16 protein-coding genes are annotated in these 14,251 nt (G+C 62.5%); 5 read left to right on the forward strand and 11 right to left on the reverse strand.

The window, feature by feature from the left end:
* Positions 1–4: 4 nt before the first annotated feature.
* Positions 5–496: a type II toxin-antitoxin system MqsA family antitoxin gene (locus tag JBO08_RS01665; protein WP_065874998.1), complete on the reverse strand. Its 492-nt coding sequence runs from the start codon at positions 494–496 to the stop codon at positions 5–7.
* A complete protein-coding gene (locus JBO08_RS01670) occupies positions 493–804 on the reverse strand; it encodes a type II toxin-antitoxin system MqsR family toxin (RefSeq protein WP_049709879.1) in 312 nt (103 codons plus the stop codon). The genes JBO08_RS01665 and JBO08_RS01670 overlap by 4 nt, the downstream gene beginning before the upstream one ends.
* Positions 805–963: 159 nt before the next feature.
* On the opposite strand from JBO08_RS01670, the gene JBO08_RS01675 reads away from it, so the two are divergent.
* Positions 964–1,623 (forward strand): FadR/GntR family transcriptional regulator, encoded by a 660-nt coding sequence (locus JBO08_RS01675; RefSeq protein ID WP_065874997.1) that lies wholly within the window; start codon positions 964–966, stop codon positions 1,621–1,623.
* A complete protein-coding gene (locus JBO08_RS01680; protein ID WP_065874996.1) occupies positions 1,613–2,866 on the forward strand; it encodes a CynX/NimT family MFS transporter in 1,254 nt (417 codons plus the stop codon). Before JBO08_RS01675 ends, JBO08_RS01680 begins: the two co-directional genes overlap by 11 nt.
* A gap of 4 nt (positions 2,867–2,870) precedes the next feature.
* Here the strand turns inward: JBO08_RS01680 and JBO08_RS01685 are convergent, their stop codons facing one another.
* The 9 genes from JBO08_RS01685 to JBO08_RS01725 form a co-directional block, all read right to left on the reverse strand.
* The gene (locus JBO08_RS01685) at positions 2,871–3,494 is read right to left on the reverse strand and encodes a DUF1120 domain-containing protein (protein WP_065874995.1); all 624 of its coding nucleotides are present in this window, start codon (positions 3,492–3,494) and stop codon (positions 2,871–2,873) included.
* Between the two features lie 44 nt (positions 3,495–3,538).
* Entirely contained in the window at positions 3,539–4,186 is a 648-nt protein-coding gene (locus JBO08_RS01690; RefSeq protein ID WP_065879580.1) for a DUF1120 domain-containing protein, read from the reverse strand.
* Positions 4,187–4,205: 19 nt separating this feature from the next.
* Positions 4,206–5,330, reverse strand: coding sequence for a DUF1120 domain-containing protein (locus JBO08_RS01695; RefSeq protein WP_065910570.1), 1,125 nt, complete (start codon positions 5,328–5,330; stop codon positions 4,206–4,208).
* 11 nt (positions 5,331–5,341) lie between these two features.
* On the reverse strand, positions 5,342–7,795 hold the full coding sequence (locus JBO08_RS01700; RefSeq protein ID WP_220074575.1) for a fimbria/pilus outer membrane usher protein: 2,454 nt from the start codon (positions 7,793–7,795) through the stop codon (positions 5,342–5,344).
* Between the two features lie 128 nt (positions 7,796–7,923).
* Positions 7,924–8,622 carry a fimbria/pilus chaperone family protein gene (locus JBO08_RS01705; protein WP_065890587.1) on the reverse strand — a complete coding sequence of 233 codons (699 nt, stop codon included), beginning with the start codon at positions 8,620–8,622 and terminating at the stop codon, positions 7,924–7,926.
* A 65-nt stretch (positions 8,623–8,687) separates the two neighbouring features.
* Positions 8,688–9,317: a DUF1120 domain-containing protein gene (locus JBO08_RS01710; RefSeq protein WP_065879578.1), complete on the reverse strand. Its 630-nt coding sequence runs from the start codon at positions 9,315–9,317 to the stop codon at positions 8,688–8,690.
* Positions 9,318–9,383: 66 nt separating this feature from the next.
* Positions 9,384–10,007, reverse strand: coding sequence for a DUF1120 domain-containing protein (locus tag JBO08_RS01715; RefSeq protein ID WP_065890482.1), 624 nt, complete (start codon positions 10,005–10,007; stop codon positions 9,384–9,386).
* 33 nt (positions 10,008–10,040) lie between these two features.
* Positions 10,041–10,664, reverse strand: a complete 624-nt coding sequence (locus JBO08_RS01720) for a DUF1120 domain-containing protein (protein ID WP_065879577.1) — start codon at positions 10,662–10,664, stop codon at positions 10,041–10,043.
* A 21-nt stretch (positions 10,665–10,685) separates the two neighbouring features.
* Positions 10,686–11,318: a DUF1120 domain-containing protein gene (locus tag JBO08_RS01725; RefSeq protein ID WP_220074574.1), complete on the reverse strand. Its 633-nt coding sequence runs from the start codon at positions 11,316–11,318 to the stop codon at positions 10,686–10,688.
* A gap of 396 nt (positions 11,319–11,714) precedes the next feature.
* Here JBO08_RS01725 and JBO08_RS01730 point away from each other — a divergent pair, with 396 nt between their 5' ends.
* From JBO08_RS01730 to JBO08_RS01740, 3 genes are all read left to right on the forward strand, one after another.
* Positions 11,715–12,539 (forward strand): response regulator, encoded by an 825-nt coding sequence (locus tag JBO08_RS01730; RefSeq protein WP_065890480.1) that lies wholly within the window; start codon positions 11,715–11,717, stop codon positions 12,537–12,539.
* Positions 12,540–12,740: 201 nt separating this feature from the next.
* Positions 12,741–13,376: a response regulator transcription factor gene (locus JBO08_RS01735; RefSeq protein WP_065871719.1), complete on the forward strand. Its 636-nt coding sequence runs from the start codon at positions 12,741–12,743 to the stop codon at positions 13,374–13,376.
* Positions 13,377–13,771: 395 nt separating this feature from the next.
* A complete protein-coding gene (locus JBO08_RS01740) occupies positions 13,772–14,242 on the forward strand; it encodes a nuclear transport factor 2 family protein (RefSeq protein ID WP_065871720.1) in 471 nt (156 codons plus the stop codon).
* The last annotated feature ends 9 nt before the right edge of the window (positions 14,243–14,251 follow it).

The raw sequence follows: 14,251 nt of genomic DNA on the forward strand, positions 1-14,251 counted from the left end.
GGGGCTAGGACACTTTGAGTGCCTCAGCGTCGTTGTTCACGGTGTAGGTGAAAGCGCCACGCATGTCAGCACCTTCTGCCAAGACTTCGGCATCTGCCAGCAAATGCGGGTGACGATCCAATAGCCGCATCAGTAATACCAGCGGCTTGGGGGGAAGAAGCTCGCCGCGTTCGTAGCGAGAGAATGCGTTGTGGCCGCCACCGGACAGTAATTCCACCGCTTCCTTTTGCGTAAGGTGCAATTTGCGGCGGATACGTTTCATCTCGGCGCCAATCATCTTTTGGGCTGCTATGACGAGTTCATCGCCGGCTTCGCCATAACGATCCGCACTATCGGTATCGGGGTCCCAAAAGCCGTCACCGCATACGTGACATTCCCAGCCGGAAAGATTGTCTACCCGGCGCTCCATACCTCTGACCCTGATGGTTTCACTGCGGCCCTCAAAATAATGCAATGCGTCGGGGGCACCACAGATGTAGCAATTTTTTACCTTCATAGGTTCTTCTCCTTGAAGGAGATCACCGGAGGGTCACCGTCCGGGGAGTAAGTGACCTTGATGTAAATCTCCCTATCTTTTGCGTACGTGTGATACACGTCCTGCCAAACCCGATGATCTCTATAGGTGGTCATCGACTTGTACAACATCCAGTTTTGTAACTCATAGATGGCATCCTGCATTTCCTTGATGCTGAAGTGGAGTTCCCTGCCGCACCTTTGTGCTGTGTGGGTAAACGCTCTCCTGCCAAGCCGCTTCACATCCGCCTTTACCACCGCCAGATCGTAATGAGGTGTGTACTTTTCCATAAGACACCTGAGTCCAATAATTACCCTCTGAGGGTAATTTTACCAATCGAAAATACTGCTCCTTTTCCTGCCTCAAAACCCTAGTCCGTTGCCTTTGTAGGCTGCTCCGAATAGGCTGTAGGAAAATTCATCCTATGATTGGACGAAAATGCAAAAGCCATGACAGACATCGCCCCCCTGATCAAACGCTCCCTGGTCGACCAGGCGTTGGAGCAACTGCGCCAACGCATCAGTCGAGGGGTGTGGGCCATTGGCGAACGCCTGCCCACCGAGCCTGAGCTGTCCGCCGAGTTGGGCATCAGCCGCAATACCGTGCGCGAAGCCATGCGCGTATTGGCCTTTTCCGGGTTGATTGAAATTCGCCAGGGCGACGGCAGTTACCTGCGTTCGATGACCGATCCGCTGGGCGCGATGCGTGCGTTGTCCCATTGCACGGTCACCCAGGCGCAGGAGGCGCGGCAGATTCTTGAAGTGGAGGCCATCGGCCTTGCGGCGTTGCGCCGAACCCATGACGACCTGGCAGGTTTGCGCGAAGCCCTGCACGCGAGCGCCGCGCTGTATCACGGCGATTTGGAGGCGTACATCAGGGCTGATCTGGTGTTCCACAAGCGCCTGGTAGACGCCGCACACAACCCGGCCTTGAGCGAGCTGTACCAGTATTTTTCCGCCGTCGTCGGCGCCCAATTGCGCCAGACCCTGAACATCTCGCCGCGTCGCCAAGCGGTGTTCGACCTGCATATCGCCCTGCTCGAAGCCGTGGAGCACCAAGACCCGGAACGCGCCAAATCCCTTTGCCGGCAGTTGATCAATGAACCCTGAAACCAAGCTTGAAGAACTGTTGATCGACGCTGAAGCCGACGACGAGGGGGTGCAACACACCCCACCGGTGGTGAGCCGCCCGTGGCTGTTGATCATGGGCTTGATCCTGGTAGCGATGAACCTGCGCCCGGCACTGTCGAGCCTGTCGCCGTTGCTCAGTGCGGTGTCCGACAGCCTGGGGTTGTCGGCGGCCAAAGCGGGTTTGCTGACCACTTTGCCCGTGCTGTGCCTGGGGCTGTTTGCGCCCTTGGCGCCGCTGCTGGCGCGGCGTTTTGGCGCCGAGCGGGTGGTGTTGGGAATTCTGCTGACGCTGGCGGGCGGGATCACCCTGCGCAGTGCGTTCGGCGAAGTGGGGTTGTTCGCCGGCAGCCTGATCGCCGGCGCGAGCATCGGCATTATCGGCGTGTTACTGCCGGGCATCGTCAAGCGTGATTTTGCCAAGCAGGCCGGCACCATGACCGGCGTCTACACCATGGCCCTGTGCCTGGGCGCGGCGTTGGCGGCGGGGGCGACGGTGCCGCTCAGTCATTACTTCGGCGACAGTTGGAGCGTCGGCCTGGGCTTCTGGATTGTGCCCGCGCTGGTGGCGGCGTTGTTCTGGTTGCCACAGGTCGGCCAAAAGCACGGCGCCCATCAAGTCGCCTATCGCGTAAAGGGCTTGCTGCGCGACCCGCTGGCCTGGCAGGTGACCCTGTACATGGGCCTGCAATCGTCCCTGGCCTATATCGTGTTCGGTTGGGTACCGTCGATTCTGATCGATCGTGGCCTGAGTGCCACCGATGCCGGTTTGGCGCTGTCCGGTTCGATCATCGTGCAACTGCTCAGCGCGCTGACGGCGCCGTGGCTGGCTACCCGTGGCAAGGACCAGCGGCTGGCGATTGTGGTGGTGATGCTGCTGACCCTTGCCGGCCTGTTCGGTTGCCTGTATGCGCCGCTTGAGGGGTTGTGGGGGTGGGCGGTGCTGCTCGGCCTGGGGCAGGGCGGCACCTTCAGCCTGGCGCTGACCTTGATCGTGCTGCGCTCGCGGGACTCCCACGTGGCCGCCAACCTGTCGGGCATGGCCCAGGGCATCGGCTACACCCTGGCTTCCTTGGGGCCGTTGGCGGTGGGCCTGGTGCATGATTGGACCGGTGGTTGGGCAGCGGTGGGCTGGATTTTTGCGGTGATCGGCGTGGGTGCGATCGTTGCCGGCCTGGGGGCAGGCCGGGCGTTGTATGTGGGGGTGAGCAGCGAGAAGGTCTAGTGCCTTACAGGTAGCGCACCGTCAATGTGGCTGAGCCGTCGATGGGCACTTCGCTGGTGAGTGTGAGGTTCTTGGACGGGGCAATGGCCGCGTCGATTTGCATCGAGGCCGTGAGCACTTGCACCGGGACCGGCATGAGCGGTGAGGCCTTGTAGATCGATACCAGGCCACCGTTCCTGAAGTAGCCGCCAGTGTTCCAGGTCAGGCCGCCGTCATTCGAGTGAATACCGTAGCCGCTGTCGCCGTCGGCCAGTATGGACCTGAGCATCACATACATGTTGCCGAGCTTCTGGTTGCCGTTGATCAGCCCCAGTCCCAGGCTTTGGGCGTCATCGAAGTAGGCCGAGCCTGCGCGGTTATCCTGGGTTTCGATCGCCACCAGGGTTGCGGCCTCGCACGTGACGGTGAGGGCCGTGGTCATGCTTGGCAGGTCGGTCGGCTGTTCGGGATATAGATCTTTGGACGCGATCTTGCCGACTTCAAACTGGCCGCCATTGGCCAAATTCAATTCACACGCACTCGGTGTAATCAACCCGCTCACGCTCAGGTCGATAGCCGAGGCCGCCTGGGTTTGCGCGGCGCAGGCCATTGCCAGGGTGGCGACCAGGATGGGAAGGGACTTGCTCATGGTGTTGCTCCTTTCTAGGGAAGGTTGTGTGGCAGGGAAAAGGGTTACAGGTAAACGACTTCCAACGACGCTGAACCGTCCATCAACACATCGGTGCTCAGGTCCAGGTTCTGCTTGGCGTTAAGCGTCGCTTCAAGTGTCAGGGTGCTGGTCAGGGTCTGGATTGCCGATGGTCCGGCGGTACTGCCCTGCACATCGGTGAAACCCAACAAACTGCGCGAGCCGATGTCGATGGGGTTGGTATTGGCCATGCGCCACGCCACGCCGCCGGTGGTGGACTCGGTGCCGTAGATCACCGGCACATCATCGACCACGGTTTTTTTCGGGTCGAAGCTCACGGAATACACGCCAATCTTGCCGCCGCTGTTATCCAGGCCGAGGCCGTAGAAAATCTCGCTGTTGACGTGGGCGGTGCCGTCGCGGTTATCGCGCATGCGCAGGGCATAACGGCCCGCCGCGTTGCAGTTGATGCTCAGGGTCAAGGACTTGAGCGGCAGGCGCGTGCCGACCGATTGGTTGAGGTCCTGTTGGGAAATCTTGCCGAAATCCACCAGCCCGCCGCCGGACAACATCGGTGTGCAGGCCATGGGCGTGATCAGCCCGGTGACAGTCAGCTCAACGGTGGACGCGGCGTGGGCGGAACTGCCCTGGGACAACAGGTACACAGCGAGAGGAATCAGGTAACGGTTCATGGTGAGCTCCAGTAGGGGGTCAGAGGTAAGTGATTTCGAGGGTCGCCGCGCCGTCGAGACGCACTTCGTTGCCCAGGTCCAGGCTGTTGAGCGGTGCAATCACCGCCTCCAGGCTTGCGGTGGCACTGAGGGTTTGAATCGCCACCGGGCCGGCGCTGCTGCCGGGCGTGGCGGCAAAACCCAGGTAGCGATTCGCGGCGATGGCGAGGGGGCTGCTGCTGGCGGTGCTCCAGGGCACGCCACCGCTGGCGGAGTCGGTGCGGTACAGCGCAGGCAGGCTGTCGGCGCTGGCCCGGGTTGGGTCGAAGGTCAGCGCGTAGCGGCCGATTTTTTGCTGGCGAGCATCCAGGCCCAGGCCGTAGGTGCCGGCCTCGGCGGGCCCGGTCGCTGAGCCCTCACGGTTGTCCTGCAGGCGCAGGGCGAAGTGGGTGGGGGCGTCGCACGCCACCGTCACCAGCAGGTCGCGGGGGGGCAGGGCGGTGTCACGGTCTGTGTGCAGGTCGCTGACCGAGAGTTTGCCGAGGTTGACGTTGCCGCCATTGGACAGGCTTGGTGTACACGCCGCCGGGGCAAAGCGCGCTTGCAGGCGCAACTCCCGCGAGCGCCCGGCGCCGGTGGCCTCCAGCACGCCGCTGGTGTCCCAGGTCACGGCGTCGCGCACGCGCAGGGCGTCTTCGCTGGCCCAGGCACTGGCGTCGATCTGCAACGACAGGCTGCGGCCAGTGACCACCGCACCGCCGCGCATTGGCACAATGCCGTGGTCGGCGCGCCACGCCAGGCTGGCGCTGCCGAGGCTGGGTGCCTGGCCGCTGGCGCTGAGCAAGCCCAGTTCAACGGCCTCGCCATCCAGCACAGCGTCACTGACGTTCAGGCCATAGCTGCCGCGCTCGGTGAAGCGAAAACGCTCCGGCCCGGCGGCCAGCCCCCGGTAGAACAGGCTCATATCGGTGGCTTGCGCGCAGTTCAAGGTGAGGCTGAGCCGGCGTTCGCCCAGCAATCGTTCCGGCGTCGGCACCAGGGCTGCGGCGCGGTTCATCAGGCCGAAATCCAGGGTCGATTCGCTGATGTTCAATTGGCACTCCTGCGCACCCCAGGCGCCGCTGCTCAGGCACAGGGTGGCTAACAACAGCCCGGTAGGCTTCATGACGATGTTCCTCATGGCTGGAGGCAGCGGGCGGCTGCGCTTTCGAAATACACATCGGGGTCGCCCTTGTTCGGCAACGTGTAGCTCAGGCGACAACGGGGTTGGCCCGGGGCCTTGACCCACAGCGGGCGCTCGTCGAGCACGTTGGGCAGGAACACCTGGCTGCCGTCCTGGACGAGGGTGATGAACTCGCCGTCCGCCGTGGTCACCGCTGCGCCTTTGGGCAGCGGCTGGCCGTCGTCGCGGCTTACCGTGAGCAGCGCGCGACGGGTCACGGCCACGCCGAATTGCACTTTGTCGACCGCGCCGCGTCCGGCGGTCAGCACCGCCAAGCCGTTGCTGATATCGGCATTGCGCGGCAGCGAACGGGTGTGCACTTCCACCGGGCTGCGGCCGTAGGCGCTCAGTTGCGGGACCACGGCCTGGCCTTGCCAGTCGGTCCACACCGGCCCGCTCGGGGTGCTGACTTTGATCCCTGCCATGTCGCCCACCGACATCACGGCAAAAGTGTCGCGCACCGGATAGGGCGAGAACGTCAGGCCGTCACCGTGGGCCACCACACCGCCGCGTGCGCCGCCCTGGTAGCTGGCGCGCTGATCGTCGGAGCGGGTGTAGTTGAAGTCCAGCTGGCTGTAATACGGCAGGGCCGAGACGCCGAGGGTGGCTTCCACTTCGCGGTCGCGGCTGTCACGTTCGACGTCGACGCGGTAGCTCAGTTGGTCGTTGAGTTGCTCGCTGAGCCCGGCGCCCAGGCGATGTTCACCGCCGGTATTGCGTACCCAGGTACGCGCCCGGCGGGTTTCACCCAAGGGCAGGCTGACGTTGAGGTAAAGGCTGTCATCGCTCTGGTGTCGCCCGCCGACTTGCCACTCGGCACTGGCCGATACCGACACCCGCCCGAAGCTGGTGCCCCAGGACGCCAGCGCGCGGCTGCTGTTGTCGCCGCTATAGGATGACAAACGCGAAATCCCGGCACTGAATGCGCCCAGTGTCGGGTGCGCCCAGGAGGCGGTGAAGCTCTGTTGATCGCGGTAGCGCGAGCGTTGCTGGTCGCGAGTGTTGGCGTCGAAGGTCGACTCCTCCAGGTCGCGGTAACCGAGGGAGCGCCACGACGCCGCGGTACTGAACCCCCAGCGATCCGACAGGCGCTGCGACCACGACAGGTCGGTCTGCAGCCCTTGGTCCTGGCCGACGCGGCTGGCTTGGGCGGCCTGGGTCGACCATTGCAGCTGACTGTCCTGCCACGGCAGCCAGCCCAGGCTGACGCCGCTGGATCGGTACGCATCCGCCACCAGCACGCCGGCGCCCACGCTGATTTGCGGGTGCAGCGCACCGCTCCAGCCCGCGCTGACCACCCAGGGTTCGGCTCCGGCACTGTCGCCAATCTGCCGCACCCGCCCGGCCGCCACCGAGAAGCCCGGCGCCGGCAAGCCCAGCCCGAGCATGCCCGCCGGTACGGTGAAACGGCGCTCTTCACCGCTGGTTTCCTTAACCGTGACTTCCACGTCGGAGCGGCTGTTCAGGCGCCGCACATCGGTCAGCGAAAATGGCCCGGCCGGAACCACCGTGGAATGGATCAGCGTGCCGTTCTGACGGATCTCCACCTGGGCCGGGCTATTCGCGATGCCATTGATGGTCGCGCCCTGGTTCTGGTCCTGCAGCGCGGTTTCGGTCAGCACCTGGGCGCCGGTGATTTGCGTGCCGGCCAGCACCGGGTTATAGAGGTTGATCTGCCCGGCCTGCAGCACCGCCTGCTGTTCAGCGAAGGTGCGCTGGGCGTAGGCGTCCAAGTGGGTGGTGCGCGAGCGACTCTCTTGCCAGGTGCGTACCTGGCGGCTGCGCACGATCCAGTCGCCGGCATTGAAGCCGACTTCGGTGTTGGCCGAGCCGAAGCGGCTGGTGTCGCCGCCGTATACGTTGTGCAGCCCAGTCAGGTCGTAATTGAGCAGCGCGGCAAAACCGCCGCTCTGGTAGCCAGACACATCTCGCTGCGCCGGGCGCAGGGCCTCGGTGGGCACCACCAGGGCCAGGTTGAGGCTGGCCGGGTCTTGCTCGATGACCGTCTGCGGGTAGCGCGCGAGAAAGCTGTCGCAGGCGCCATCGTCGGGGACGATCAGGTTGCCGACATCGAGCAACGCACGGTTGAAACACAGCGTACCGTCGCGCTCGAACGTCACATCGACCCGGCCGCGGCGTTGGCCGTTGACGTTCATGTTGACGGCATGCCGGCCAGGGGTGAAGCGCGGCGCGTCCAACAGCAGGTTGGCCAGCTCCGGGTCGATGCCGCGTTGGGACAAGGTTTGCGGATCAAATGAACCGGCGAGCAACAACTCATCGGCCAGTGGGTCGTTGGCGGGCAGTGTGCCACCCAGGGTCAGGGCCAGTCCCGCCAGAAACCTGCGGGACCGGCGAGTAGGACGACCGGGCACGGCTTCGCCGTCGCGGTCAGTGGTTACTGTGCTCACAAGGTCGTACTCAAGTGTTGGACGCGTGCTACCGATTCCTATCGGTTCACGCCGCGTGCCGGTGGCGTTCAATGGGAGGCCACTTCTTTTTGTCTGGGCGCCGGCTTAGGTCCTTGGGCGCCCGCTTGTCATAAAGTGATGGGGGCTTCGTAGGGCGCCACGGCGAACCCGTATACCGTGGCAGGTTGCAACTGCACACGGGTCGCGCCGCTGGCACTGGCGGTCACGTGCAGGGTTTCGCCGGGCAACACATAAGTGCGCGGCAACAGCGCGGCGCCATCACCCGGCAGCAAGCGCAGTTCCTGGGCCAGGCGCACCACGTAGGGCGTGGGGTTGTGCACGCTCAACTGGTTGTTGTCCAGGCGCCAGGCCAGGCCGGTCCAGGGCGTGCGATTGGGCTCAAGGCCCTTGGGATGAATGATCACCGGCAGGTTCTGGCGCACGGTCACGCCTACGCGAGCATGACCGGCCTGGGTGGCGGAGCGGTTCTGGGGCATGCCTTCGAAGATCACCCGCTTGAGACGTTGGGTGGTCAGTGGCTCGGGGGTCTGCAGGATGAAGCGCACCAGCTGGCTCTTGGAGGGCTCAACCCGCGCCAGCGGTGGGGTGACGAACAACAGTGACGCAGTGTCCTCGGGGATATCCTCGAGGGTGACGTGCAACAGGGCGAGCTTGTTGTCGGTGTTGGTCACCGACACCGAGGCTTCGCCGTCCTCTTCATGCACGATCACCACCGAAGTGTCCGGCACCATGCCGTCGGCCAGCACCAGCGACGGGCCGCCCAATGCCAGGGCCAGCGCGCCTATATACAGGCATGCGTAGCGCATCAGGGTAGAAAACAACAGGTTCAGAAAGCGGTTGAACAAGGCAACACAAGGGAAGGGGGGCATGGCTACAAGTACCTCAGGTCAAGCACGATGGAGCCGTCCAACGGCACCTCTTGGTTAAGGGTCAGGTAGGCGGCGGCGTTGATCGACGTATTGACGTTCAGGGTGGCGGTCAGCAGGCGATGGGGCTCGGGCACCAAGGTGCCCGGGGAGGCAAAACCCATGTAGTTATTGGGATAGGCGTTGGACTCGGGAAACCAGGTCAGGCCTTGGTTGCTCGAGGCCAATACCAGCACGCCGTCGCCGTCGCCGATGACGTCACGAAAGGCCAGGGACACGGTGCCCAAGCGCTCGGTCGGGGCATGTATGTTGTTGCCCAGGCCGTAATAAAAGCCTGGGCCCAGGGACGAATCGGCGCGGTTGTCCACGCCCACCAGCACAAACAGCACGGGCTCGTTGCAACTCACGCTCAAGTCCAGGTTTTGGCTGGGCAACTGGCTGAACTCCCATTGATTGAGCCCGCGTGCCGGCACCTTGCCGTGGTCGACAATTCCGTCGGCCGACAGCGATACGGTGCATGCATTGGGCGTGATCCGCCCGGTGACGTTCAGCTCCGTGCTGGACGTCGCCAGCGCCGAGGGCCCGATACTCATCAGGCCCAACAGAGCAAACAGCGTTGAAGGAGTGGTCTTCATAAAGTGTGTTCACTAGGTGAGCGCGGCCCGGCGTCCTGCCGTGCCGCTGCTCGGTTCAATGGCGGCTTACAGGTAACGCACGGTCAGGGTGACGGAGCCGTCGATAGCGACTTCGTTGTTCAGGGTCAGTTGGCTGGCGGGCGCGATGTCGGAGACCACGGCGAAGTCCGAAGAGAACACCTGCACCGGCACCGGCGCCACGGTGGTGGAATCGGCCACCGAAAGAATGTTGTCGCGCATCACGTAGCGGTCGAGGTACCAAGTCAGGCCGTTGTCCATGGAGGCAATGGTGCGCGCCGCGACGCCATCGGCCAGGGGCGACAGCAGGCGGATGGACATACGCCCAAGTTTTTCCGTGCCATTGATCAGGCCCAGGCCGAAATACATCAGGTCGTTGCCGTAGTCCGTGCCTTCGCGATTGTCTTTGCCTTCGATGGCCATCAGCGTGGCGGCGTCGCAGGTCACGGTCAGTTGCAGGATGTGCTGGGGCAATTGGGTCGGCAGGTCGGGCTTGAGGTCCTTGGCCGAAATCTTGCCGTAATCAATCGCGCCGCCATTGGACAGCGCCGGTGTGCAGGCACTCGGGGTGATCAGGCCCTTGACGGTGAGGTCGACGCTGGAGGCGGCAACGGCGTGGCCAGTGAACGCCAGCAGGGCGGCAGCGATCAGGGTAGTGAGGGACTTGTTCATTTTCAGGGCTCCGTAGGGGGACAGGGTCAGGGGTTACCAGTACTTCAGTTGCAGGGTGACGTGACCGTCGATGGGGATTTCATCGAGCAACGTCAGCCCCTTTGAAGGGGCGATGGTGGTGAAGGCGCGCAGCCGCGCACTCAGGTCTTGCATGGCGATGGGCGTGTATGGGGCACTCGGCGCGGCGAACGAGGTCAGCGCAGCGTGGCCCACGTAGGAAGACGGCCCCCAACTGGCGCCACCATCACGGGACATGATGGTGTTGACCGGCAATTCATCGGCCATCGGCTCGAATACACCAAATGCGACGTCGCCCAGTTTCTGGTCGGGGTTGGCCATGCCCAGGCCGTGGTGGGAGTAATGCCCTGCCGCCGTGCCCGAACGGTTATCCACCATGGTCAGGGTGAAAAACGTCGGCCCTTCACAGTGCACTTCAAAGGCCATCTCGCCCGCCTGAAGGCGGGTGGGCAGTTCGAGGTCGAGGTCACGGGCGGTGAGCTTGCCGTGATCGATCACCCCGTCGCCGGACAGGCTCGGTGCGCACGAGCTGGGGGTGATGGTCCCGGTGACACTCAGGTCCAGGCTGCTGGCGGCGAACACGCCGGGGGCGCAGGTCGCCAACAGCAGGGCGAGGGTGGCTGGGGTGGGTCTGGTCATGGGCACAAATCCTTGTGGGGTTTACAGGTAGCGCAGTTCGAAGGTGGTGGAACCGTCGATGGGGATTTCTTCGTTGGCCGGCAACCAGGCTCCGCCCGGGTAGAAGAACGGACTGACCAGGAACGAAACATTCAGGTTCTGGATCGGCAGCACGTTGGCCGGGCCGATGATCCACTCGCCGAAAGCGGTCAGCTTGCGCGGCTCGATCAGGTCCAGCGGGTCAGCGACGCGCCAGGTCTGGCCGTTGTTTTCCGAATACAAGCGGGTGAGTTCGACGCCATCGGCCAGTGAGTCGACAAAGTCCAGCCAGTAGCCGCCCATGGGTTTGCCCGAAGGCATCAACGCGAAGCCGAACGCCCAGGGCGTGAACATTTGCGGGCGATTGTCCTGGGGGGCTAATGCAAACAGGGTGGCCGCTTCACAGTTCACGGCCAGGTCCATTGCCGCCTTGGGCAGGTAGGTGATGTCGCCGGGAAGAATGTCGCCGGCGGCGATTTTGCCCAGCTCAACCACGCCGCCGCTGCTCAGGGTGGGCGTGCAGGCGCTGGGGGTGATCAGGCCGGTGACCGACAGGTCCACACTGCTGGCAGCGTGGGCGCATGCAGCGGCGGTCAGTAATAGAGCAGCCGCGAGGGTGGCGCGGGATGCGTTCATAGGAAAGAGGCTCCAGGTGAAGTAAAGGCGTAGAGGTTCAGGGCGCGCTGATGCGTCAGTGGGCAGTCGTTATTTTTTAAAGGGCGACGTCAGTTCAGGACGGGGAGAAATTTATCGCCCGGGGCGGGGAGGGGGAATGCAACTATTACGATACTGTCGGGCGATGTGGAACTTATCGTCGTGTATGTAGGAAAAACCAACTTGTCGTAGTTGTTGTATCGCTGCAGTTCGTCCATTCAGATATTTTTCGCGCACTTTGTTGGCCGCACCTTATTCAAATGAATGTGGCGAACGTTTATGTGCGAGAAGTTCGAGTGCGGTCGCCCACCTGGTCGACAACATACAGCCGCGCCCTGTCGGGGGGGCGGTGAGCTGATCGCTCCGTATGAGGTCGATATGCCGGGCAAGACTCCAGGCCGTGGGGCGCGCAAACGTGCGCCCGCGGTGGCTATGCCATTGCATTGGCAAGGCGCCAGGTTGCTGGTGGTCGATGATCAACGCACTTACCGCTTGTTAATGAGTTCGCTGTTGCATCGGCTCGGGCTGGCACATGACGCGGTGGCCGACGGGCGCATGGCCTTGCTGGCCCTGAACGCGCAACGCTACGACATGGTCATTACCGACTGCCGCATGCCGGTCATGGACGGCTATACCCTGGCCCGCGAATTGCGGTGCCGTGAGGCGCGAACCGGGACGCCGCACATTCCGGTGCTGGCCTTGACCGGCTGCCTTGGCCCGGATGAAGTGCGGCGCTGTGTCGATTGCGGCATGGACGGTTGGCTGATCAAGCCGGTCGTTCTGGAGCAACTGCGCGAGGTGCTTCTTTACTGGCTGCCGGCTCCGCAGTCACGGCCACGGGGTGGCTGGCGTGAGCCCGTGCCTGCCGCCGTGCAGGAGCGGGTGCCCACGCGCAGCAGCCTTATCGCCACCTTCGGCTCCTGGGCCGTGGTGCAGCCGTTGCTGAGTTGCCTGCTGCAGGAGGCCCGCGAAGATCTCGCCGTGCTCAGCCTGGCACGCTCCCGCCTTGATGCGACATTGACGACCCAGCGGTTGCATCGCCTTGTCGGCAGCATCGCGTTTTTTGGTGCGACGATCCTTGAGCAACGGGCGGTGCACTTGATTGCCCAAGTGAATCAATCCGGCGTCGCCACGCAGTTGACGGGCCTTGAACAGTTTCATCGGGATGTTGAACAGTATTTGGAGTGTTTGGCGGCTCTCTGAATTTTCTGACTTTGTGCCGTGGGAATTTATCTATTTGGCATGTAGTACTTTTCTGTATTCCATTTCTTTTTATTTTGTAGGTGAAAGTGTGAGGCCCATTAAATAAAGGCTGGGCGTAAATTGAGCGGCGAGCGCGCAGTTGTTACTAAAGGTTTACCGTTGTATTTTGCTTATACCCAAATTGCCATCATGGAAAAGCCAATGCTTCGCATAATAATTGCTGACGACCACCCGATCGTCCGAGTTGGACAAAAAGTGGTGATTGAGGCGAGTGGTAAATGCAAAGTCGTAGGAGAGGCCAATGGCCCCGACCAACTGCTGGCCTTGATTGCCAGCACCCCGTGTGACGTCATAGTGACGGACTTCGCCATGCCCGGAAATCAACAGGCTGATGGTTATGGCTTGCTGGGGTTGCTGCATCGCCAGTATCCCAACTTGCCGGTGATTCTAGTGACGATGTTTGCCAATATCACCACCCTGCGCACTGCGCTGGCCCAAGGCGCCAAGGCGGTTGTGGCCAAAAGTGCGTCGGCCAGGGAGTTGCCCCAGGCCCTCGCCACCGTGGCCGCCGGGCGTGTGTTTGTCAGTGAGTGCCTGCGGGTGCAACTGGACCAGGCGTGCGTGGCCGAGCCGACTCAGGAACCCCAGTTGTCCGGCAAGGAACAGGAGGTGGTCCGCATGCTCGCCAGCGGTATGACCGTCAGCCAGATCGCCGCGCGGGTCAATCGCAGCATCTCCACCATCAGCAAACAGAAAAGTACCGCCATGCAGCGGTTGTGTATTTCAACTGATGTGGCGTTATTTGCGTATGCGCGAGACACGGGGATGGTGCCTTAGTTGGTAAGTTTTACACTTTTTTGAACGCTTTTAAGTTCGTGTTAGTTGCAGGGGTTGAGAGGGTTGAAACAGTAAAATGTGTGCATGCTCCGGTACAGGTTGATCGGCGCATGACACTGAATACTTATTAAATAAATCGAGCCCCACTGCCGATGCAAAACCTGGTGGTTGATCTCAAGGTGGCGACGACCATTGCGCTCAAGCGTACCTTGCCGGTGGGTCAGGCTATCCCTATGGACGGCAGTGCAACCCTTGAGGTTGTTTACCTCTAAGACGTGCACGCCACTCAGGGCTGGTCCATCGCGTGCCTATTGTTGTGAGGAATGCCGATAGTCTTTCCCGCCCGGGCGGATTATCGTGCGGGCCTCACAACAAAATTTTCCCGGAGCCTGCCCATGAGTGATGCCCACGACGCCCTGATCACCCGCTTCTACCAAGCCTTTCAACGCCTGGACGCCGAAGGCATGGTTGCCTGCTACACCGACGATGTGGTGTTCAGCGACCCTGCATTCGGCGAGCTGCACGGGCGTGATGCCGGCGATATGTGGCGCATGCTCACCACACGGGCCAAGGACTTTTCGCTGACGTTCGATCATGTGCGCAGCGACGAGACCACCGGCAGCGCGCACTGGGTCGCGACCTATTTGTTCAGCGCGACCGGCAACACGGTGGTCAACGACATCGGTGCGCGGTTCGTGTTTCGCGACGGCAAGATTTGTGAGCACCACGATCACTTCGACCTGTGGCGCTGGTCGCGTCAGGCCTTGGGCCTCAAGGGCCTGCTGCTGGGTTGGTCGCCCGCGCTGAAAAACGCCGTGCGTGCCCAGGCGCTCAAAGGCTTGAAGGCATTCCAGGCCAGTCGTTGATAAGATTGG

The sequence above is a fragment of the Pseudomonas sp. LAP_36 genome (assembly GCF_019456785.1).
GTDB lineage: Bacteria > Pseudomonadota > Gammaproteobacteria > Pseudomonadales > Pseudomonadaceae > Aquipseudomonas > Aquipseudomonas tritici.